Origin of the sequence: Bradyrhizobium vignae, from assembly GCF_004114425.1 — a bacterium.
Classification (GTDB): domain Bacteria; phylum Pseudomonadota; class Alphaproteobacteria; order Rhizobiales; family Xanthobacteraceae; genus Bradyrhizobium; species Bradyrhizobium vignae.
Genome location: NZ_RDQF01000058.1, coordinates 1 through 20389 on the forward strand (window position 1 = coordinate 1; position 20389 = coordinate 20389).

The 20389-nt window shown below is 65.0% G+C and carries 24 protein-coding genes; 19 read left to right on the forward strand and 5 right to left on the reverse strand.

The features are described 5' to 3' along the window. Positions 1–134 precede the first annotated feature (134 nt). Both pcaD and EAV90_RS32290 read right to left on the reverse strand, forming a co-directional pair. Positions 135–917, reverse strand: coding sequence for a 3-oxoadipate enol-lactonase (gene pcaD, locus EAV90_RS32285; RefSeq protein WP_122406584.1), 783 nt, complete (start codon positions 915–917; stop codon positions 135–137). Positions 918–1015: 98 nt separating this feature from the next. Further along, positions 1016–2371, reverse strand: a complete 1356-nt coding sequence (locus EAV90_RS32290; protein ID WP_129145744.1) for a 3-carboxy-cis,cis-muconate cycloisomerase — start codon at positions 2369–2371, stop codon at positions 1016–1018. A 171-nt stretch (positions 2372–2542) separates the two neighbouring features. Here EAV90_RS32290 and EAV90_RS32295 point away from each other — a divergent pair, with 171 nt between their 5' ends. The 10 genes from EAV90_RS32295 to EAV90_RS32340 all read left to right on the forward strand — a co-directional run bounded on the left by EAV90_RS32295 (position 2543) and on the right by EAV90_RS32340 (position 10487). Then, entirely contained in the window at positions 2543–2989 is a 447-nt protein-coding gene (locus EAV90_RS32295; RefSeq protein WP_018645847.1) for an SRPBCC family protein, read from the forward strand. A 135-nt stretch (positions 2990–3124) separates the two neighbouring features. Continuing rightward, entirely contained in the window at positions 3125–3610 is a 486-nt protein-coding gene (locus EAV90_RS32300) for a (2Fe-2S)-binding protein (RefSeq protein ID WP_014494194.1), read from the forward strand. A 27-nt stretch (positions 3611–3637) separates the two neighbouring features. Further along, complete coding sequence (locus tag EAV90_RS32305) at positions 3638–4444, forward strand: FAD binding domain-containing protein (RefSeq protein ID WP_129145745.1); 807 nt, start codon at positions 3638–3640, stop codon at positions 4442–4444. Between the two features lie 60 nt (positions 4445–4504). Continuing rightward, the gene (locus tag EAV90_RS32310) at positions 4505–5410 is read left to right on the forward strand and encodes an AAA family ATPase (protein WP_122402529.1); all 906 of its coding nucleotides are present in this window, start codon (positions 4505–4507) and stop codon (positions 5408–5410) included. Positions 5411–5519: 109 nt separating this feature from the next. After that, positions 5520–6722, forward strand: a complete 1203-nt coding sequence (locus EAV90_RS32315; RefSeq protein ID WP_129145746.1) for a vWA domain-containing protein — start codon at positions 5520–5522, stop codon at positions 6720–6722. A 10-nt stretch (positions 6723–6732) separates the two neighbouring features. Next, positions 6733–7056 carry an XdhC family protein gene (locus EAV90_RS32320; protein WP_129145747.1) on the forward strand — a complete coding sequence of 108 codons (324 nt, stop codon included), beginning with the start codon at positions 6733–6735 and terminating at the stop codon, positions 7054–7056. Positions 7057–7058: 2 nt separating this feature from the next. After that, positions 7059–7760: an XdhC family protein gene (locus EAV90_RS32325; RefSeq protein WP_129145748.1), complete on the forward strand. Its 702-nt coding sequence runs from the start codon at positions 7059–7061 to the stop codon at positions 7758–7760. Continuing rightward, positions 7757–9361 carry an NTP transferase domain-containing protein gene (locus tag EAV90_RS32330; RefSeq protein WP_129145749.1) on the forward strand — a complete coding sequence of 535 codons (1605 nt, stop codon included), beginning with the start codon at positions 7757–7759 and terminating at the stop codon, positions 9359–9361. Before EAV90_RS32325 ends, EAV90_RS32330 begins: the two co-directional genes overlap by 4 nt. Positions 9362–9564: 203 nt before the next feature. After that, a complete protein-coding gene (locus EAV90_RS32335; protein WP_122402533.1) occupies positions 9565–9954 on the forward strand; it encodes a DUF4189 domain-containing protein in 390 nt (129 codons plus the stop codon). A 122-nt stretch (positions 9955–10076) separates the two neighbouring features. After that, positions 10077–10487: a DUF2000 family protein gene (locus EAV90_RS32340; RefSeq protein ID WP_129145750.1), complete on the forward strand. Its 411-nt coding sequence runs from the start codon at positions 10077–10079 to the stop codon at positions 10485–10487. Positions 10488–10607: 120 nt separating this feature from the next. Here EAV90_RS32340 and EAV90_RS32345 read toward each other — a convergent pair whose 3' ends face one another. The 3 genes from EAV90_RS32345 to EAV90_RS32355 are packed head-to-tail and all read right to left on the reverse strand — an operon-like array spanning position 10608 to position 11830. Next, on the reverse strand, positions 10608–11021 hold the full coding sequence (locus tag EAV90_RS32345) for a GFA family protein (protein WP_129145751.1): 414 nt from the start codon (positions 11019–11021) through the stop codon (positions 10608–10610). Positions 11022–11036: 15 nt separating this feature from the next. Beyond that, complete coding sequence (locus EAV90_RS32350; protein WP_122402536.1) at positions 11037–11498, reverse strand: SRPBCC family protein; 462 nt, start codon at positions 11496–11498, stop codon at positions 11037–11039. Continuing rightward, positions 11495–11830 (reverse strand): ArsR/SmtB family transcription factor, encoded by a 336-nt coding sequence (locus EAV90_RS32355; RefSeq protein WP_122402537.1) that lies wholly within the window; start codon positions 11828–11830, stop codon positions 11495–11497. The genes EAV90_RS32350 and EAV90_RS32355 overlap by 4 nt, the downstream gene beginning before the upstream one ends. 111 nt (positions 11831–11941) lie before the next feature. Here EAV90_RS32355 and EAV90_RS32360 point away from each other — a divergent pair, with 111 nt between their 5' ends. The 9 genes from EAV90_RS32360 (at position 11942) to EAV90_RS32400 (ending at position 20362) form a co-directional block, all read left to right on the forward strand. Beyond that, entirely contained in the window at positions 11942–12634 is a 693-nt protein-coding gene (locus EAV90_RS32360) for a TetR/AcrR family transcriptional regulator (RefSeq protein WP_122402538.1), read from the forward strand. After that, entirely contained in the window at positions 12631–13419 is a 789-nt protein-coding gene (locus EAV90_RS32365; protein WP_122402539.1) for an HlyD family secretion protein, read from the forward strand. Before EAV90_RS32360 ends, EAV90_RS32365 begins: the two co-directional genes overlap by 4 nt. After that, positions 13416–14348, forward strand: coding sequence for an ABC transporter ATP-binding protein (locus tag EAV90_RS32370; RefSeq protein WP_129145752.1), 933 nt, complete (start codon positions 13416–13418; stop codon positions 14346–14348). Before EAV90_RS32365 ends, EAV90_RS32370 begins: the two co-directional genes overlap by 4 nt. After that, a complete protein-coding gene (locus EAV90_RS32375; protein ID WP_122402541.1) occupies positions 14345–15508 on the forward strand; it encodes an ABC transporter permease in 1164 nt (387 codons plus the stop codon). The genes EAV90_RS32370 and EAV90_RS32375 overlap by 4 nt, the downstream gene beginning before the upstream one ends. Positions 15509–15637: 129 nt before the next feature. Further along, on the forward strand, positions 15638–16945 hold the full coding sequence (locus EAV90_RS32380; RefSeq protein WP_129145753.1) for an adenylate/guanylate cyclase domain-containing protein: 1308 nt from the start codon (positions 15638–15640) through the stop codon (positions 16943–16945). 145 nt (positions 16946–17090) lie between these two features. After that, positions 17091–17300 carry a hypothetical protein gene (locus EAV90_RS32385; protein WP_129145754.1) on the forward strand — a complete coding sequence of 70 codons (210 nt, stop codon included), beginning with the start codon at positions 17091–17093 and terminating at the stop codon, positions 17298–17300. Positions 17301–17430: 130 nt separating this feature from the next. Next, positions 17431–18162, forward strand: coding sequence for a GntR family transcriptional regulator (locus EAV90_RS32390; RefSeq protein WP_129145755.1), 732 nt, complete (start codon positions 17431–17433; stop codon positions 18160–18162). A 47-nt stretch (positions 18163–18209) separates the two neighbouring features. Continuing rightward, positions 18210–19451, forward strand: coding sequence for an MFS transporter (locus EAV90_RS32395; protein WP_129145756.1), 1242 nt, complete (start codon positions 18210–18212; stop codon positions 19449–19451). Positions 19452–19468: 17 nt separating this feature from the next. After that, positions 19469–20362, forward strand: a complete 894-nt coding sequence (locus tag EAV90_RS32400) for an amidohydrolase family protein (protein WP_129145757.1) — start codon at positions 19469–19471, stop codon at positions 20360–20362. The last annotated feature ends 27 nt before the right edge of the window (positions 20363–20389 follow it).

Below are 20389 nucleotides of genomic sequence, written 5' to 3' on the forward strand. Positions count from 1 at the left end.
ATCAGAAAACGCCACTTCTGCAGATAGTTGCGTTCAACCGTTCGGTCATAGCTGTTGTCTCGCATCGGATCGTTCCTCCGCTGCAGCGATCCAATCAGCGAATTATTGAACATGCACAGCAATGACGGCTGTGGCTAGCGCTGCGTCAAAAAGCCCACCACCGCATCCGTGAATGCGTGCGGCTGCTCGACGTTGGAAATGTGCGCGGCGTCGATGATGGTCATGCTGGCGCCGGGAATGTTCGCGCGGATCAGCTCGGCCGCCGAGATCGGCGTCGCCATGTCGTGGCGGCCGGCGATCACCAGCGTCGGGCTCTTGATCTTCGGCAGCAGCGCGCGCTGGTCGAGCGTTGAAAGGGCCTCGCAGCAGGCGAGATAGCCCTCGACGGGAGAGGCCAGCAGCATCGATTTCATCTTCGCAGTGATCTCAGGCTCGCGCTCGCGGAAGTCCTGGGTGAGCCAGCCAGCGATCACGGCATCGGCCACCGCTGCGATTCCACCCTTCTTCACGGCGTCGATGCGCTCCAGCCATTTGGTCGGCTCTGCGTAATAGCAGGAGGTGTTGGCGAGGATGAGCTTGCCGAACCTTTCAGGGGCGTTGGCGCCCAGCCATTGCCCGACCATGCCGCCCATCGACAGGCCGCACCAATGCACCTTCGCGATGTTGAGGTCGTCGAGGATCGCGAGCACGTCGCGGCCGAATCGCTCCATCGTGTAGGGGCCGGGCGGAACGTTGGACTTGCCATGGCCGCGGCGATCGTATCGGATGACGCGGAACATCTGCGTGAGTGCCTTCATCTGCGGCTCCCACATCTGCAGCGTGCAGCCGAGCGAGTTGGAGAGCATCAGGGTCGGGCCGCCATCGCGGCCTTCAACGGAGACGTTGAGCAGGCAACCGTCGGCATCGATCATGGGCATGGCATGCTCCTCGTCATGCGCGGGCTTGACCCGCGTATCCATCTAAAAAGTGGATCTATCCAGGATGATGGATTGCCCGGTCAAGCCCGGCAATGACATCAGGAGAGATCCAATGAATCCAGCAGCCGGTCGATCAGCGCCTGCGACGCTCCTTGATAGGCCATCGGCTCGAACAATGCCGCAATTTTTTCCGGCGGCAGATGTGCGGTGACCTGCGAATCGCCTGACAGCACCTCGCGCAGATGCTTCTTCTCGGCGACCGCCCGCTTGCTGGCGGCCTCGACCAGATGATGTGCGGCGCTCTTGCCGAGCTTCTCGGCGAGCGCAAAGGTGACCGCCTCGGCCATGATCAGCCCGTGCGTCGCATCGAGATTGCTGCGCATGCGCGCCGCATCGACCTCGAGACCCTCGGCGATGTCGACGATGGCGGCCAGCGCGCCAGAGGTAACCAGCATCAATTGCGGCAGCGTCGGCCATTCCGCGTGCCACGGGCCGGCGCTGCGTTCATGGTCTTGCACCTGCGCGGCGAAAATTGTCGCGGCGAGCTGCGGCGCCATCGTGGCCGCGCCGAGCGCGCTCGCAGCGGCGACCGGGTTGCGCTTGTGCGGCATGGTCGATGAGCCGCCGCGGCCTTCGCCGGCGGGCTCGAACGCTTCGGCGACGTCGGTCTGCATCAGCAGCGAGACATCGCGTGCGATCTTGCCGCAGCTGCCGGCAAGGATTGCCAAGCAGGATGCAGCCTCGGCGATGCGGTCGCGATGGGTATGCCAGGGCGCCTCGGGCAGCGGCAGATCGAGCTCTTGCGCCAGCCGTTCGGCCACCGCGAGCCCGTTGTCGCCGAGCGCGGCGAGCGTGCCGGCGGCACCTCCGAATTGCAGCGCGAGGCCCTCGCGGGAGAGTCGCCGCAGGCGGCAGCGCGCACGGGCGAGGCTTGACGCGTATTCCGCCGCCTTCAGCCCGAACGGCATCGGCAGCGCGTGCTGGAGCCAGGTCCGCGCCACCATCGCGGTGTTGCGATGGCTGCGCGCTAGTGCGGCAAAGCCCCTGATGGCGCGGCTGAGGTCGGCGTCCAGCGCCGCGATACCGGCGCGAAGCGTGAGCATGGTTGCGGTGTCGATGACGTCCTGGCTGGTCGCGCCCCAATGCACGTAGCGTGCGGCCTCCGCGTCTTTCTTGCCGACATCGGCGGTCAGCGCCTTGACCAGGGGAATCGCGAGATTGCCCGATCGCGTCGCGGCCTCGGACAGTGCGGCCACGTCGAAGGAATCGGCCTTGCACGCGGCCTCGATCGGGCCGACGGCAGATGCCGGAATCACGGCGGTGGCAGCCTCGGCGCGTGCCAAGGCTGCCTCGAAATCGAGCATGTTCTGCAGGGTAGACCGATCGTCGCAGATCGCGCGCATGGCGGAGCTCGACAGCATCGGCGCGAGCAGGGGGGAAAGAGATGTGCTCATCTTGCGCGCGACCTAATCATCATGGCCCGGCTGTGCCAATCCCCTACCGCCAGTACACGTCTTTTTGCAGTTGCGAATATGCATTGCACGTGACCTGGCCCCGCCCTTTCCTTTGCCGCGTCCCTGCGTTACTTGATCAGCACTATAGTTGCGCGATCCGGGAGGCACCTCATGGCCATGACGATGAACGGCGAAGTCCAGCTTGCAGCGCCGCGCGAAGCCGTGTGGGCCAAGCTCAACGATCCCGAGGTCCTGAAAGCCTGCATCCCCGGCTGCGAGGAGCTCGAGAAGACTGACGACGGCGGCTTTCGCGCGACGGCAAAAATGAAGGTCGGCCCGGTGTCGGCGCGCTTCAAGGGCAAGGTCATGCTGTCCGACCTCGACCCGCCGAACGGCTACAAGATCTCCGGTGAGGGCGAGGGCGGGGTGGCCGGATTCGCCAAGGGCGGCGCGGCGGTCAAGCTCGCCGAGAAGGACGGCGGCACGCTGCTCTCCTACGACGTCGAGGCGCAGATCGGCGGCAAGTTGGCGCAGCTCGGCCAACGCCTCATCAACGGCACCGCCAAGAAACTCGCCGACGAATTTTTCGCGAACTTCGCCAAGGCGGTACAGGGCTGAAACCTATCGCCTTTCGGCATGGCGGCTTGCGTCCGGGGTGATGTTGCCCCAGGCGACAATGGCCCATATGATGGGTTGGAATAATTATAAGAACGGCTTCGACGGGACCCGTCGGGGCTCTGATAGAGAGTGCTTATGGCAAAAATCTCCCTCATCGTGAACGGCAATCCTGTGACGGCCAATGTCGATCCCCGCACGCTTCTGGTGCAGTTCCTGCGTGAGAATCTGCGGCTGACCGGCACCCATGTCGGCTGCGACACCTCGCAGTGCGGCGCCTGTGTCGTGCATCTCGACGGCAAGGCCGTGAAGTCCTGCACCACGCTCGCGGTGATGGCCGATGGTCACGAGGTCAAGACGATCGAGGGACTGGCCGCCGACGGCGCGCCGCTGCATCCGATGCAGGAGGCCTTCCGCGAGCACCACGGCCTGCAATGCGGCTTCTGCACGCCCGGCATGATCATGACTGCGATCGACATCGTGCACCGCAAGGGCCACGAGCTCGACGACCATACAATTCGCGAGGAGCTCGAAGGCAATCTCTGCCGCTGCACCGGCTATCAGAACATCGTCGCTTCGATCTCCGCCGGCGCCAAAGCCATGGCGAAATCCGATCTCGCGTAACGCGCATCCCGCGATCAGGACATTCAGATGTACGAATTCAAATATCATCGCCCTGGGACCGTTCGCCAGGCGGCCAACCTCCTGGTGAAGAACGAAGACGCCAAGGTGATCGCCGGCGGCCACACGCTGATTCCCGTCATGAAGCAGCGCCTCGCAAGCCCGCCGCATCTGGTCGATCTCTCCCACATCGAGGGGCTCAACACGATCGAGATGAAGGGCCGCTCGCTCGTGATCGGCGCCACCGCCAAGCACGCCGACGTCGCGACCTCCGCGATCGTCGGTGAGGCAATCCCCGCGCTGGCGAACCTTGCCGGCGGAATCGGCGATCCCGCCGTGCGTCACAAGGGCACGATCGGCGGCTCGCTCGCCAACAACGATCCGACCGCCGACTATCCGGCCGCGGTGCTCGCGCTCGGGGCCACCATCGTCACCAACAAGCGCCGCCTCAAGGCGGAAGAGTTCTTCCAGGGCCTGTTCACGACGGCGCTCGAAGCCGACGAGATCATCACCAAGGTGATGTTCCCGCTGCCGAAGAAAGCGGCCTATATCAAATTCCGCAACCAGGCCTCGCGCTACGCGCTGGTCGGCGTGTTCGTGGCGCGGCGTCCTTCGGACGTGCGTGTTGCCGTCACCGGCGCCGGGTCTGAAGGCGTGTTCCGTGTCACCGCATTCGAGGAGGCCCTGAAGAAGCGCTTCGCCTCGAAGGCGCTGGAAGGCATCACGGTGCCGGCGGAAGGCCTCAACAGCGATATCCACGGCAGCGCCGAATACCGCGCACATCTCATTGGTGTTCTGACGCGGCGCGCCGTCGACGCCGCCAATGCCAAGGAATGATGGGCCTCACTCATTGGCCCAAGGCTTGCCCGGTGAGGGCGTAAACGAGACTGGCCTTTCATGACTCTAGCGGCCCTGCCGGCATCGGTCGATGCGATGCTCGAACTCCTGACGTCGCGCGGCTATCTTGCCGAGCGATCGCTGGCGACGGTGACGTATCTGTCGCTGCGGATGGGCCGGCCGCTGTTCCTGGAAGGCGAGGCCGGTGTCGGCAAGACCGAGATCGCAAAGGTGCTCTCGGTGGCGTTGGGGCGGAAGCTGATCCGCCTGCAGTGCTACGAAGGCCTCGACGTCTCCTCCGCGGTCTACGAATGGAATAGCGCGGCGCAGATGATCGCGATCCGGATGGCGGAAGCCGCCGGCGACACCGATCGCGAGCAGCTTTCGAGCGACATCTTCGCCGATCGCTACATGATCAAGCGGCCGCTGCTCCAGGCGCTGGAGCCCGATGTCGCGGGCCCGCCGGTGCTGTTGATCGACGAGCTCGACCGCGCCGACGAGGCGTTCGAAGCCTACCTGCTCGAAATCCTCAGTGACTTCCAGGTGACCATCCCCGAATTCGGCACCGTGAAGGCGCCGTACCCGCCGATCGTCATCATCACCTCCAACCGCACCCGCGAGATCCACGACGCGCTGAAGCGGCGCTGTCTCTATCACTGGGTGGATTATCCTGCCGCCGAGCGCGAGCTTGCGATCGTCAAGACGCGCGTGCCGGGCATCTCCGCAAAGCTGTCGCAGCAGGTGGTGCGCTTCGTCCAGGCACTGCGCAACCAGGACTTCTACAAGTCGCCTGGTGTCGCCGAGACCATCGACTGGGCCACCGCACTGTCGGAGTTGGATGCCCGCTCGCTCACCCCGCAAGTGGTCGGCGACACGCTGGGCGCTCTGCTCAAGTACCAGGACGACATCACCCGCATGCAGGGCGATACCTTGCAGAAGGTGCTGAAGGAAGCGACGAGCGATTAGGCGTCATTCCGGGGCGCGCGAAGCGCGAACCCGGAATCTCATGCCACAACCTCCGGATTCCGGGCTCGTCGTTTCGCGACGCCCCGGAATGACAGAGCGGGGATAGACCATGGCCATCAACCACCTTGCCCCCGAGCAGACAGGGCAATTCGCCGACAACATCGTCGGCTTCGCCCGCGCGCTGCGCGCGGCCGGCATGCCGGTCGGTCCGGGCGCCGTCATCGATGCCATGAGCGCCCTGCAGGTGGTCGACATCGGCAACCGGTCCGATGTCTTCACCACGCTGGAGGCGATCTTCGTCAAGCGCCACGAGCATGCGCTGATTTTCAGCCAAGCCTTCAACCTGTTCTTCCGGGCCTCCGAAGAGTGGAAGCACATGCTGGATTCGGTGCCGCTTCCGGAGCAGGCCAAGAAAAAGCCGCAGGCCGGCGCCCGTCGCGTCCAGGAGGCGATGTCGCAGCCGCGCATGACCGAGACGCCGCAGCACCAGGAGCAGGACCTGCGCCTGTCGGTCTCCGACAAGGAAATCCTTCAGAAAAAGGATTTTGCGCAGATGACCGCGGCGGAGATCACCGAGGCGCTCCACGCCATCGAGCGGATGCACCTGCCGCAGGCCGAGCTGCTGACGCGCCGGCAACGACCCGATCCGCGGGGCCTGCGTCTCGACCTGCGCCGCACGCTGCGCGCCTCCTTGCGGACTGGCGGCGACATCATCGACATCCATCACCTCGGGCGGATCGAGAAGCCGGCGCCGATCGTTGCGCTGCTCGATATCTCGGGCTCGATGAGTGAGTACACCCGCCTGTTCCTGCATTTCCTGCATGCCATCACCGATGCACGAAAACGCGTCTCGGTGTTCCTGTTCGGCACGCGGCTGACCAACGTTACCCGCGCGCTGCGCCAGCGCGACCCCGACGAGGCGCTGGCGAGTTGCTCGGCCGCAGTCGAGGACTGGGCAGGCGGTACGCGGATCTCGGCCTCGCTGCACAACTTCAACAAATTGTGGGCCCGGCGCCTGCTGAGCCAGGGTGCCATCGTGCTCTTGATCTCCGACGGGCTGGAGCGGGAGGCCGATTCCAAGCTCGCCTTCGAGATGGACCGGCTGCACCGGTCCTGCCGGCGGCTGATCTGGCTCAACCCGCTGCTGCGGTTCGGCGGCTTCGAGGCCAAGGCCCAGGGCATCAAAATGATGCTTCCCCACGTTGACGAATTCCGCCCGGTACATAATTTGAGTTCGATCCAGGAGCTGATCACGACGCTCTCCCAGCCGCTGCCGCCGCATCACCGCAGCCTGATCCGCTCCGCAGCTTGAGAGGCGCCCCATGCTTGATCGCAACGAGGACATTCTGAAGGCGGCGGAGGACTGGCAGAAGGCCGGCCGTGGCGTCGCGCTCGCCACCGTCGTCGAGACCTGGGGCTCGGCCCCGCGCCCGGCGGGCTCTAGCCTCGTCATCAATGACGAGGGCACCTTCCTCGGCTCCGTCTCCGGCGGCTGCGTCGAAGGCGCCGTCGTCACCGAGGCCATGGACGTGATCGAGAGCGGCAAGCCGAAAATGCTTGAGTTCGGCGTCGCCGATGAGACCGCCTGGAATGTCGGGCTGTCCTGCGGCGGCACCATCCGAGTCTTCGTCGAGAAGGTTGGCTAGCCGTGAAGCTCGCAATCCTGCACGAACTCAACGCCGAGCGCGCCGCGCGCCGGCCCGTGATCCTCGTCACCGATACCGAGACCGGCGAGCAGCGTCTGGTGAAGGCCGCAGACTTTGCCAAGGACCCGCTAGGGGCCGAACTGGAGAAGCAGCTTCGCATGGGCAAGAGCGCCAATGTCGAGGCCGGCGGCAGGAAGCTGTTCCTGAATGTCTACGCGCCGACCGCAAAGCTCGTGATCGTCGGTGCGGTTCATATCAGCCAGGCATTGGCGCCGCTGGCGCGCTCGCTCGGCTATGACGTCACCGTCGTCGATCCCCGCACGGCCTTTGCGAGCCCTGAGCGCTTTCCCGACATTCCCCTGATCGCCGAATGGCCCGACACCGCGCTGCCGCCGCTCAATGTCGACGCCTATACGGCGTTCGTCGCGGTGACGCACGATCCCAAGATCGACGACCCCGCGCTGCTGCACGCCTTCGAGCGCAACTGCTTCTACATCGGCGCGCTCGGCTCGCGGAAAACGCATGCCAAGCGGGCCGATCGGTTGCGGGCGCAGGGCGCGAAGGAAAGCGACATCGCGCGCATCCACGCGCCCATTGGTCTTGCGATCGGCGCGGTCTCGCCATCCGAGATCGCGGTCGCGATCATGGCCGAGATTACGGCGGTGCTCCGCCTGCCTCCCAAAGAGAGAGAACAAGCGGCATGAAGTTCGGACCAGCGAGCCCCAGGGATGCGATCGGCGGGGTGACCGTCCACACCCTGCGTCAGGGACCGCTGGTGCTGAAGAAGGGCACGACGATCGGTCCGGCCGAGGTCGAAGCGCTGGAGCGCGCCGGCATCAAGGCCATCGTCGTGGTGCGCATGGAGGAGGGCGACGTCTCCGAGGACGTTGCGGCCGCGAGCATCGCGCTTGCGGTCGGCGGCGAGGGCATCCATGTCGAGCGCGCCTTCACCGGCCGTGCCAATCTGTTCGCCGCGCGGCCGGGCGTGCTGGTGGTCGACCGCGCCGCGGTCGACCGCATCAACAATGTCGACGAGGCCATCACCTTTGCCACGCTCACCGCTTTCAAGCCGGTGGTCGAGGGCGAGATGGTCGGCACCGTCAAGATCATCCCGTTCGGCGTCGAGGGACGTTTGCGCGATGCCGCCGTGCAGGCCGCCGGCAAGGACGTGCTGAAGGTCGCGCCTTACGTGATCAAGCGCGTCGGCGTGGTCTCGACGCTGCTGCCGGGCCTCTCCTCCAAGGTGATCGACAAGACCCTGCGCGTCACCGCCGAGCGGCTCGCGCCGGCCGGCGCCAGCATCGTTGGCGAGCGGCGTGTCCCGCACGAGGAGCAGGCGCTGTCGGCAGCGATCAATGAGGTGCTGGGCCTGGGCGCGGAGCTCGTGATCGTATTCGGTGCATCCGCGATCGCCGATCGCCGCGACGTGATTCCGGCGGCCGTCACCGGCATCGGCGGCGAGATCGAGCATTTCGGCATGCCGGTCGATCCCGGCAATCTGTTGCTGATCGCCCGCGCCGGCAATGTGCCGGTGCTCGGCGCGCCAGGCTGCGCGCGCTCGCCGGTCGAGAACGGGTTCGACTGGGTGTTGATGCGGCTGCTCGCCGGCATCAAGGTGACGCGGTCCGAGCTGATGGGCATGGGTGTCGGCGGTCTTCTGATGGAGATCGTGACGCGGCCGCAGCCGCGCGCCAAGCCCGAGACCGAGGGCAACAGTCAGGTCGCGGCCATCGTGCTCGCGGCGGGCCGCTCGACGCGGATGGGCGGACCGAACAAGCTGCTCGCCGAGCTCGACGGCAAGAAGCTGGTGCGCCTCGCGACCGAGCAGGCGCTGGCCTCCAAAGCATCCGAAGTGATCGTCGTCACCGGTCACCAGGCCGAGCTGGTCGAGCAGGCGCTGCAAGGGTTGAAGGTGAAGTTCGTCCGTAATCCGGATTTCGCCGGCGGCATCGCCGGCTCGGTCAAGGCCGGCGTCGCCGCCGTGCCCGAGAGCTGCGACGGCGCGGTGGTGTGCCTCGGCGACATGCCGCTGATCGATGCAGGGCTGATCGATCGTCTCATCGACGGTTTTGCGCCGGACCGCGGCAATCTCATCGTCGTGCCCGTCAGCGAAGGCCGCCGCGGCAATCCCGTGCTGTGGTCGCGCCGCTTCTTCAAGGAGTTGATGACGCTCGACGGCGACGTCGGCGCGAGGCATTTGATCGCCAAGCATGCGGAGGCAGTCGCCGAAGTGCCGGTTGATGGCGAGAGCGCCTTCCTCGACATCGACACGCCGCAGGCGCTGGAAGCGGCACGACGGGGATGACGTGTCGTAGGAGCGTAGGAGTGGCAAAGCGAAGCGTGCCCACCCTTTTCGATTTCGGTGGAGATAAATGGTGGGCGCACGGCACTTCGCGCTTTTGCGCACTCTACCGCAGCTCCTAGCCTTCCGTTTTCAACTCCCCGTTCACCATCTGGAAACGACCGCCGCTTAGAGTTCTCCACCTGCCTTGGGGGGAGGGGTTTTCCATGGCTTCTAATGTCGTCGCGCGCCGTTGCGCGATGTTTTTCTTTGCGCTGTCGGTTTGTGTTTCCGGCGCCCGTTACATTACCGAAGCCCATGCGGCCGGTGCATTCGCCGTCGGCAAGTGTGGTGCCTATGGCCAGGCCTATGACTACAGCGCCGAGCACGAGGCGCGCGCCGCGGCGCAGAAGCAGTGCAAGGGCGATTGCACGACGGTGACGATGAAGCGCGCGTGCGCGGCGATGTCGGTCGATATGACAAACCCTTGCGGCGCTTACGGCTATGCCGTCAAGCCCAAGATCTCCGCCTCGCTCAATGCCGCCACACGCGAATGCTACAAATACGGCGGCAAGGAATGCGTGATCCGCGCCTGGGCCTGCGACGCCAAGGGTTGATTTTCTCCTCCGTCATTCCGGGGCGTCGCGCAGCGACGAACCCGGAATCTCGTGCGATAATCTCCAGATTCCGGGGCTGCGCTTTACGGCGCATCCCGGAATGAGAATTTGTGGAGACATGCATGCAGTTCGACACCAAGATCGCCGTCGTGATCCGCACTGATCTTCAGGCCTGGCAGAAGCTCAACGTTGCGGCCTTTCTCACCAGCGGCATCGCGGCTGCATTTCCCGAATGCGTCGGCGAGCCCTATGAGGACGCCTCGGGCACGGCATATCACGCGCTGATTGGCCAGCCGATCCTGATCTACGGCGCCGACGGTCCTGCCTTGTCGCGCGCGCTCGACCGTGCGCTCACACGCAACGTCAAGCCGGCCGTCTACACTGAAGACATGTTCAAGACCACGCATGACGCCGCCAACCGCGAGGCGGTGAGGGCGGTGGCGCGAAACGAGCTCAATCTCGTCGGTCTCGCCGTTCGTGCCGAGCGCAAGGTGATCGACAAGATCGTCGACGGCCTGAAGTTCCATGGCTGAATGTAGGGTGCTGTTGTCTCACCTCTCCGCGAAGCGCCGGATGAGGGCCCCCCTCTGCGAGGGGCCCTTTATGGAGACACCTCTCCCAACCCTCTCCGCAAGCCGGAAAGGGTGCACGCCTCAGCCCGGCGGCATGCCTTCGAATTTCATCAGGCCGGGATCCAGATGATCCCAGTCATGACCGCGCGCGGCGAAGGTGACCGCCTGCGGCCTGTAGCGGGCGGGCTCGTCGAGGCTTGCCGCCCGGATCGTGAAGACGTCGGGCTGCGCCGCGAAGGTCATGTACACAGGCACACCGCATTGATTGCAGAAGCCGCGCGTCTTCATATTGCCGTTGTCGGCGGCCATGTCCCAGTGCTTCGCCTCGCCGCTCAGCGTGACGCCGGCGCGCGCGAAGGTCGCGAAGGAGCCGTGGCCGCTGCCGCTCTCCCGCTGGCAGTCCCGGCACTGGCAGTGATTGCTGAACAGCGGCTCACCGACAATCGAATAGCGGATCGCGCCGCAGGCGCAGCCGCCGGTATAGGGCTTGTCCATCGTGATATCTCCCACTCACTTTTCGCCGCTGATCTCGTCGAGCTGACGGACGACCTTCTTCCAGCCGCCGCTCATGATTGTGTAGGCCGACTCGTTCCTGGGCAGGACGAAGCCCGCATGGACCAGGCGGAGCCGCGTGCCGGCTTCGACCGGGGTGAGGGACCACGTCACGACGGTGTCGAGCGGCGCGCCGTAACCGGTGTTGAGCTCATGGCCGCCTTTCCAGGCATAGACGAGACGCCTGAAAGCCACGACCTCGAGAACCCGGCAATGGATCACGCCGTCCCAGTTGCCGCCTGGGGTCGTCTGGAACGTGAAGGCTTTGCCTTCGACGGCTTCAAAGCCGGTCGGCTGCATCAGCCAGCGCGCGATCAATTGCGCGCTGGTCAGCGCCTTCCAGATCGTCTCCGGTGCATGAGGGAGCACCTCGTCGATGACGATGTCCTTTGTTTCGGCTTTCGACGCGGCAGTACTCACGGATCGATCTCCTTCAACAGGTCACGCAGGTTCTGGAAGCGCTCGCGCCAGAAGACGCCGTAGTGATCCATCCAGGTCACCAGCGGCTCGAGTCCCTGCGGCGCGGCGCGGTAATAGACATTGCGGCCCTCTGCACGCTCGGCGACGAGGCCGGCCTGCTTGAGAGACTTCAGGTGCTGCGAAATCGCGCCCTGAGTGACGCCGCTGCCGCGCGTCAGCTCGGCGACGCTGATCTCCTTGCTCTCGAACACGCGCTCGAACACGGCGCGGCGGGTCGGATCGGCGAGGGCGCGCATCACGCTGGTGACGGGGTTTGGAGTGGCTTGGATCATGGCCTCAAATTAGCGATCACTAATGCATTAGTCAATACTAATTTGTTTGCGAAGCGGGGCAGCGCCTTTTGCAGACTTGACTATGACTGACCAGTCAGTCATAAATGTCGAATGACGAAGAAGCCGACCAAAGCCGCCTTGCCCTCTGCGGCCTCCCACGCGAACGGCCCTGAGGCTGCTGGCCCCGACGCGGCGCCTGCCTCGAACCGCGCCGCGCGCGCGGCGGAGCGGCGTGCGGCGATCGTGGAAGCGGCGATGGACGAATTCATCGCGCGCGGGTTTGCGGCGACGCGCCTTGACGACATTGCCAAGCGTGCCGGCGTGGCAAAGGGCACGATCTACCTGCACTTCAAGGACAAGGAATCGATGTTCGAGGAGCTGGTGCGCATCGTCATCGTCCCCGTGGTCGCGCGATTGACTACGCTGCCGCCGCCGGCGGGCTCGGTGCGCGACCTGATCGAGGCGTTCGCCGGTAACTTCCTGAAGGAGGTGATCGGCACGAGGCGCGGCGATCTGGTGCGCCTGATCGTGGCAGAGGGGCCGCGCTTTCCCTCGGTCGCCGACTTCTATTACCGCGAGGTGGTCTCGCGTGGGATCGCCGCCATGCGCGCGCTGATCGAGCTCGGTATTGCCCGCGGCGAGATCCGCGAAAAGGATCTTGCTCGCTATCCGCAGATTCTGGTCGCGCCTGCGATGATCGCGGTGATCTGGCAGAGCCTGTTTGCGCGGCATGCGCCGCTCGATGCGCAGGAGATGCTGCGCGTTCATCTCGATTTGATTTTTGGCGAACGGAGGACGACATGAGGTCGTCGCAAGCAATTTTCAGTCTTGCATTGACGATCGTCCTCGCGGCCGGGCTGGCCGGCTGCAACGAGCAGCGCGATCCCGGCTTCCAGGGCTGGGTCGAGGCCGACATGATCTTCGTCAGCCCGGACGAAGCCGGCCGGGTGATCAAGCTCAATGTCCGCGAGGGCGACGAGGTCAAGGTCGGCGATCACCTCTATTCCGTCGATGATGACCTCCAGCTTGCCGATCTCAACCAGAACAAGGCGACGCTGGCGAATGCGCAGCAGACCTATGACCGGGCCGCCTCACTGAGCAAGACCGGCGCGGGTACCCAGGCCAATCTGGACTCCGCCGTTTCGGCTTTGCGGGTGGCGCAAGCGCGGGTGGCGACGTCGGAGACGCGCTTGGCGCGGCGCAAGGGCTTCGCGCCGGTCGCCGGCACCATCCAGCAGATCTATTTCCGCGAGGGCGAGATGGTCGCGGCGCAGCGGCCGGTGCTCTCGATCATGCCGCCGGGCAACATGAAGCTGCGCTTCTTCGTGCCGGAGACCGAGCTATCCAAGCTTGCGATCGGGGATACGGTGCGCGTCTCTTGCGACAATTGCGCCGCCGATCTCACCGCAAAGATCTATTTCATCGCGACCTCGGCGGAATACACTCCGCCCGTCATCTACAGCCTCGATGAGCGCAACAAGCTGGTCTACCTGATCCAGGCGCGGCCCTCGCGGCCTGATGCCTTGCGGGTCGGACAGCCGATCGATGTCCATCTCAATCCAAAGACCCCGGTGGCGGACAAGCGATGAGCAACGGCAACGGCATCGCCATCGACGTCAAGGGCCTGACCAAATCGTTCGGCGGCCGCGAGGTCGTGCACGATCTGTCGATGCAGGTGAAGCGCGGCTCGATCTACGGCTTCCTCGGACCCAACGGCTCGGGCAAGACCACGACCATCCGCATTATTTGCGGGCTGCTCACGCCGGACAGCGGCGAGGGCACCTGCCTCGGCTACGACATCCGCCGCGATGCCGAGAAGATCAAGCGCCAGGTCGGCTACATGACCCAGCGCTTCAGCTTGTACCAGGACCTCTCGGTGCGCGAGAACCTCGAATTCGTCGCGCGGCTCTATGGCCTCGCTGATGCGCGCGGCGCCGCACGTGACATGATCACGCGGCTCGGGCTCTCGGGGCGCGAGGAGCAGCTTGCAGGCGAGCTCTCCGGCGGGTGGAAGCAGCGGCTGGCACTCGGGGCCTGCACGCTGCCCAATCCACAATTGTTGCTGCTCGACGAGCCGACCGCCGGCGTCGATCCCAAGGCGCGGCGCGATTTCTGGAACGAGATCCACGCACTCGCCGCCGACGGTCTCACGGTGCTGGTCTCGACCCACTACATGGACGAGGCCGAGCGCTGCCACGAGATCGCTTACATCGCCTACGGTCATCTCCTGACGCACGGCACCGTGGAGGAGGTGATCGCGAAGTCGGCGCTCACGACCTACACCGTCACGGGCGAGGATTTGAACGGGCTCGGGGCCGCGCTCACCGGCAAGCCGGGCGTGGACATGGTGGCGCCGTTCGGCACCTCGCTGCACGTCTCCGGCCGCGACGTCGCGGCGCTCGAAGACAGCATCGCGCCTTGGCGCAAGAAGGGTGGGCTGCACTGGCAGAAGTCGCAACCCTCGCTCGAAGACGTGTTTATCGAGCTGATGGGGCGCTCCAAGGATAATTTCCAATGAGCGTGGTTGATCTTCCAGCTCCAGCCCGGGAAATTCGCGAGCGCTTCGGCTTCCTGCGGCGCTCCTATGCGATGCTGATCAAGGAGTTCATCCAACTCAGGCGCGACCGCGTTTCCTTCGCGATGATCGTGATGTTGCCTGTGATGCAGCTCATGCTGTTCGGCTATGCCATCAACACCACGCCGCATCATCTGCCGAGTGCCGTGCTGCTCCAGGAGGATTCTGATCTCACCCGCTCGATTCTGAAGGCCCTGGAGAACACAGCCTACTTCCGCTTTCTCTACGAAGTGCACGACGTCGACGATTTCGACAACCTGCTGAAATCCGGCAAGGTGCTGTTCGGCGTCGAGATCCCGCGCGGCTTCGAGCGGGCGGTGCGGCGCGGCGACAGGCCGGCGCTGCTGGTCGCCGCCGATGCCACCGATCCGGTTGCGGCGAGCGCGGCGCTCGGCTCGCTCGGCATGGTCGTGCAGACCGCGCTCAAGCACGATCTCTTCATCGGCGATCCTCCGGAGATGCCGTTCGAGATCCGCGCGCATGCCCGCTACAATCCGGCCGCGGCCTCCAGCCTCAACATCGTGCCGGGCCTGGTCGGTACCATTTTGACCATGACCATGCTGATCTTCACCGCACTGTCGGTCACGCGCGAGGTCGAGCGCGGCACCATGGAGAGCCTGTTGTCGATGCCGATCAAGCCGGTCGAGGTGATGTTCGGCAAGATCGTGCCTTACGTGCTGGTCGGCTTCGTCCAGGCCTTCCTGATCATCGGCATCGGCGTCGGTCTGTTCGGCGTGCCCGTGCTCGGAAACCTCGTCCTGCTGGCGCTGCTCTCGACGCTGTTCATCACCACCAATCTGTCGATCGGCTATACGATCTCGACGGTGGTGCAGAACCAGCTCCAGGCCATGCAAATGTCGATGATGTTCTTCCTGCCGAGCATTCTTCTGTCCGGATTCATGTTCCCGTTCGCGGGCATGCCGACCTGGGCGCAGTATGTCGGCGAATGCCTGCCGCTGACCCATTATCTGCGCATCGTCCGCGCCATCATGCTGAAGGGCGCGACCATGCAGAATTTGCGCTTCGATACGCTGGCGCTGACGGCCCTGATGCTGCTCGCCATGACCATCGCCGTGACGCGCTTCCGCCGCACGCTGGATTGAGGCAAACTGGCCTTGATGTCATCCCGGGGCGATGCGCTAGTATCGAATTATGGTGCGCAGTTGCGCACCTGAGAATCTCCAGATTCCGGGCTCGCGACTGCTTCGCCCCCGGAATGACCAGGGGGTGAAATGGTCAGGTTTGCGAGCAGGAAGGCCCGGCATCATACCGTGCTATCGGAGGACTTCGAGCGCGAGCTGACGCGGGAGGTGCTGCGCACCGAGCTGTTGCGGGTGCGCGCCCTGATCATGACGGGCTGCGTCATGATGTTGTTCCTCACCGCGATCTACTTGATTGATCCCACCGTGGTGAACCGGGTCTGGCGCGGGACGAAAGGGCTGATCGAGGTCTACGGCCTTCTCGTCGGCTTCATCCTGTTCGAGGTTTGGGTCCATACCCAGATCAGGAAGAACCTCCGCCTCGATCGCGACGTGCCGGTGATCAGGCGCTATATCGGCACGCTGATCGAGACGTCGCTACCGACGGTGATGCTCATCCTGCAAATCCGGACCATGGGCGCGAGCCAGGCGCTCGGATTCGCCGTGCCTCTGATGTACTTCATTTTCGTCATCCTCTCCACTCTGCGGCTCGATTTCTGGCTCTCCACTTTCACGGGTTTTGTGGCCGCAGCCGGGCTTCTGGCGATCGCGCTGTATTACAACTCGGCGGGGGAGGCCGACGAACCCCTGATCTATTTCCATGCCGTGCGCAGCATCATCATCCTGATCTGCGGGGTGTTGGCCGGCGCCGTGGGCGCGCAGCTGCGGCGGCAATTTGCCGCCAGCATCGCGGCGGCCACCGCGCGCGACCGGGTGACCAATCTGTTCGGCCAGCACGTTTCTCCGCAGGTGGTGGAGCAGCTGATGGCGACGGGAACGAGCACAAGCGGCGACGTCCGCCGCGTCGCGGTGATGTTCGTCGATTTCCGCGGCTTCACGGCCGGCGCGCAATCGCGCACGCCGCAAGAGGTGGTCGATCGGCTCGACGGCGCCTTCGCCGTGCTGGTCGACATCCTCGACCGTCAGGGCGGCATCGTGAACAAGTTTCTCGGTGACGGTTTCCTCGCGCTGTTCGGTGCGCCGCTGGAGGCCTCCGACGCCGCGCACCGCGCGGTCGCCGCCGGCCGCGAGATGCTGATGGCAATGGATCGCATCAACGCGGAGGGCAGCTGGCCGCTTCGCATCGGCATCGGCATCCATTTCGGCGAGGTCGTCGCCGGCAATATCGGCTCGCCCCGGCGCAAGGAATACACCGTCATCGGCGATACCGTGAACTTCGCCTCGCGCTTGGAGGCGCTGAACAAGGAGTTCGGCTCGCAGCTGCTGATCTCCGCGTCCGTGCGCGAGGCGCTGGGCGCAGACGGTAGCGATGCCGTCGCGCTCGGCGAAGTCGAGGTGCGCGGCTACGGGCAGAAAGTGCCGGTGTTTCAGCTCGGCTAGCGCGCCTTCAAATGTGAGTCGCGCGTCGTTGAAGCGCCGTCGCGCTGCGTTGATGACGCGTGATGAAATATCCCTGCTAGTTTTCGGGTCCTGCACGGTGGAAGCCGAAACGTCTCGGCTTTCATTCGTTATCCGGAGAAAGCCAATGACCCGATCGACCCTTGTTGCGGCCGCGCTGATCGCCACCGCCATCCTTCAAGCCGAAGCCGCAGCCGCGCGCAACGTCACGGCGCGGCACGCCGCAACTCACGTCACGACAGACTGCGTCAGGGCTCCGGCAGAGGGTGCGTTTGCATCTGATCCCTACAAGCAGCCGCCCTGCCTGCCCAACACGGCCTACGCGTCCCCGAACTAGGGCTCGCATCAGATGAGGCCGGGCTGGCGAGGTCTGCCAGCCCGGTGTCGGGCGGGCGACGGCAGGCTTGCCCTCGCGGTATCATGGTAGGGCCTTGACTTGCGCTTCATCTAGTCATCTATATGACTAAATGAATTCAACGCCGCTCGACGACCGCCTGCCACGCTACCAGCGCCTGCGTGACGACCTCGCGGCGCGCATCAACCGCAATGAGTGGCGGCCGGGCGAGCCGATCCCTTCGGAAGCCGAGTTGGCTGCGCATTACGGCGTTGCCATCGGCACCGTGCGCAAGGCGATCGATCAGCTCGTCAGCGACGGCGTGCTCGAGCGGCAGCAGGGCCGCGGCACCTTCGTGCGCCGCGCGCGGTTCAATTCATCGCTGTTCCGCTTCTTCCGCTTCCAGTCCGAGAGCGGCGAGCGGCGCGTGCCGAAGAGCCGGATCATCCGCCGCAAGAGCGTGCCGGCGACATCGGCGGTCGCATCCGCGCTACGCATTCCGGTCGGCGAGCCGGTGATCAGCCTCTCGCGCCTGCGCCTGATCGACGACGTGCCGCTGCTCGCAGAGGAGATCTGGCTGCAGCAATCACGTTTCGCCAAGATCCTCGAGATCGACACCGCCGAATTCGGCGACCTCCTGTATCCGCTCTACGAGGAGCGCTGCGGCGAGGTCGTGGTTTCGGCCGAGGAGATCCTCACTGTCGAGACCGCCAACGAAATGCAGGCGCGCCTACTCAGGCTCGCGCCTCATGCCCCGCTGATCGTGATCGAGCGCCTCGCGCTCGATCTCGAGCGCCGACCGATCGAATGGCGCAGGTCGCGCGGGCCGGCCGACCGCTTCCGCTATCACGTCGAGATCCGCTAGCGGCCTTTCTACGTCATCAAGCAATAACGAGTACAGGGGTAGGAAACATGTCGAACTGGTACAGCGAAAGCTCGCCGCTGGAGCGGCGCACGTTCTGGGCAAGCTTTGGCGGCTGGGCGCTCGATGCGCTCGACGTCCAGATGTTCGGTCTTGCCATCCCGGCGCTGATCGCCGCGTTCGGCATCAGCAAGGCCGACGCCGGTCTGCTCGGCTCCATCACGCTGTTCTTCGGCGCGTTCGGCGGCTGGTTCGGCGGTGCGCTCGGCGATCGCTTGGGCCGCGTCAAGGCGCTGCAGATCACGGTGGCCACCTTTGCGCTTGCGACCTTCGCCTGCGCCTTCGCGATGACCTACACCCAGCTCCTGGTCTTGAAGGCGATCCAGGGCCTCGGCTTCGGCGCCGAATGGGCCTGCGGCGCCGTGCTGATGGCCGAGATCATCCGGCCCGAGCATCGCGGCAAGGCGCTCGGCTCGGTGCAGAGCGCCTGGGCGGTGGGATGGGGCGCCGCCGTGCTGCTCTCGGCGCTGGTCTTCACCTATGCGCCGGCCGACATCGCCTGGCGGCTCTTGTTTGCGCTCGGCCTGTTGCCCGCGCTCCTGATTATCTTCATCCGCCGCGGTCTGAAGGAGCCGCCGCGCGCCGCCGCGGCCGAGAAGACGCCGTTCTTCGCAACGCTCTCGGGCATCTTCCACCGCGACGTGCTGCGCTCCACCCTGATCGGCGGCCTGTTCGGCATCGGAGCCCATGGCGGTTATGCCGCGCTGACAACCTTCCTGCCGACGTACTTGCGCGAAGTCCGGCATCTGTCGGTGCTTGGCTCCAGCGGCTATCTCGCCGTGATCATCGTCGCCTTCTTCTGCGGCTGCGTGACCAGCGGCATCATCAGCGATCGCATCGGGCGCCGGGCCAATGTCGCGTTCTTTGCCACCTCCTGCATCGTCACGGTGCTGATCTACATCTTCGCGCCGCTGACAGATGGGCAGATGCTGGTGCTCGGCTTTCCGCTCGGCTTCTTCTCCGCCGGCATTCCCGCCAGCATGGCGGCGCTGTTCAGCGAGCTTTATCCGGCCGGCGTGCGCGGCACCGGTGTCGGCTTCTGCTACAATTTCGGCCGCATCGTCTCCGTCGCGTTCCCCTTCCTTGTCGGCTTCCTCAGCGAACATATCGGGCTTGGGCCTGCAATCGGCATCGATGCGGCCTTTGCCTATTCGCTGGTCCTGATCGCGGTACTGCTGCTGCCGGAGACGCGCGGCAAAGTCTTCGAACAGACCGCCGCGACGCGCGCCTGACGTGCAGATGGGGTGCCATGACGTTCGTCTCGCGCGGCCTCACACGCCGCCAGTTTGGTGCGGGCCTCGGATCGCTCGCCGCAACGGCCGCCACCACAGCCAGGAGTGAGGCGGCCTTGCCGACGATCGATAGCCATGCCCACGCCTTCCACCGAGGTCTCCAGCTCGCGCCGGGCCGGCGCTATGCGCCCGGCTACGACGCGCCGCTGGCGCTCTATCTGGAGCAGCTCGACCGGAGCGGCATGAGCAATGGCGTGCTGGTGCAGCCGAGCTTTCTCGGCACCGACAATTCCTATCTGGTCGATTGCCTGAAGCAGGCGAGCGGTCGCCTGCGCGGCATCGCCGTGGTCGATCCCGCGGCGACGACGGACGAGTTGCGTGTGCTCGATCGCGCCGGCGTCGTCGGCATTCGGCTCAATCTCGTCGGCCAGCCCTTGCCGGATCTCGCCGCCCGCGAGTGGAAGGCGCTGCTCGGAAGCGTGAGAGCGATGGGGTGGCAGGTCGAGGTCCAGCGCAACGCCTCCGATCTTGCCGTGCTCGCGCCACAGCTGCTCGATCACGGCGTCACCGTCGTGCTCGATCACTACACGTTGCCGGACCCGAAGCTCGGCGTCGGCGATCCCGGTTTCCAGTCGGTACTGAAGCTGGGAGCGACGAAGAACGTCTGGGTCAAGATCTCGGCGCCCTATCGCAACGGTGCGGCCGGCGAAGACTTCGCGAAGCAAGCCTTTCCGCTGCTGCGCGGCGCGTACGGCCTCAATCGCCTATTGTGGGGCAGCGACTGGCCGCACACGCAATTCGAGGCGACGCAGACTTACGCGAAGAACCGGGAATTTCTCGATCTGCTAGTCGTCGACAAGAGCGAGCGTGCGCAAGTGCTCGCGGCGCCACGGCCGCTCTTTCGCTTCTGAATCTCTTCCGCGATTGCTCCGATTGCT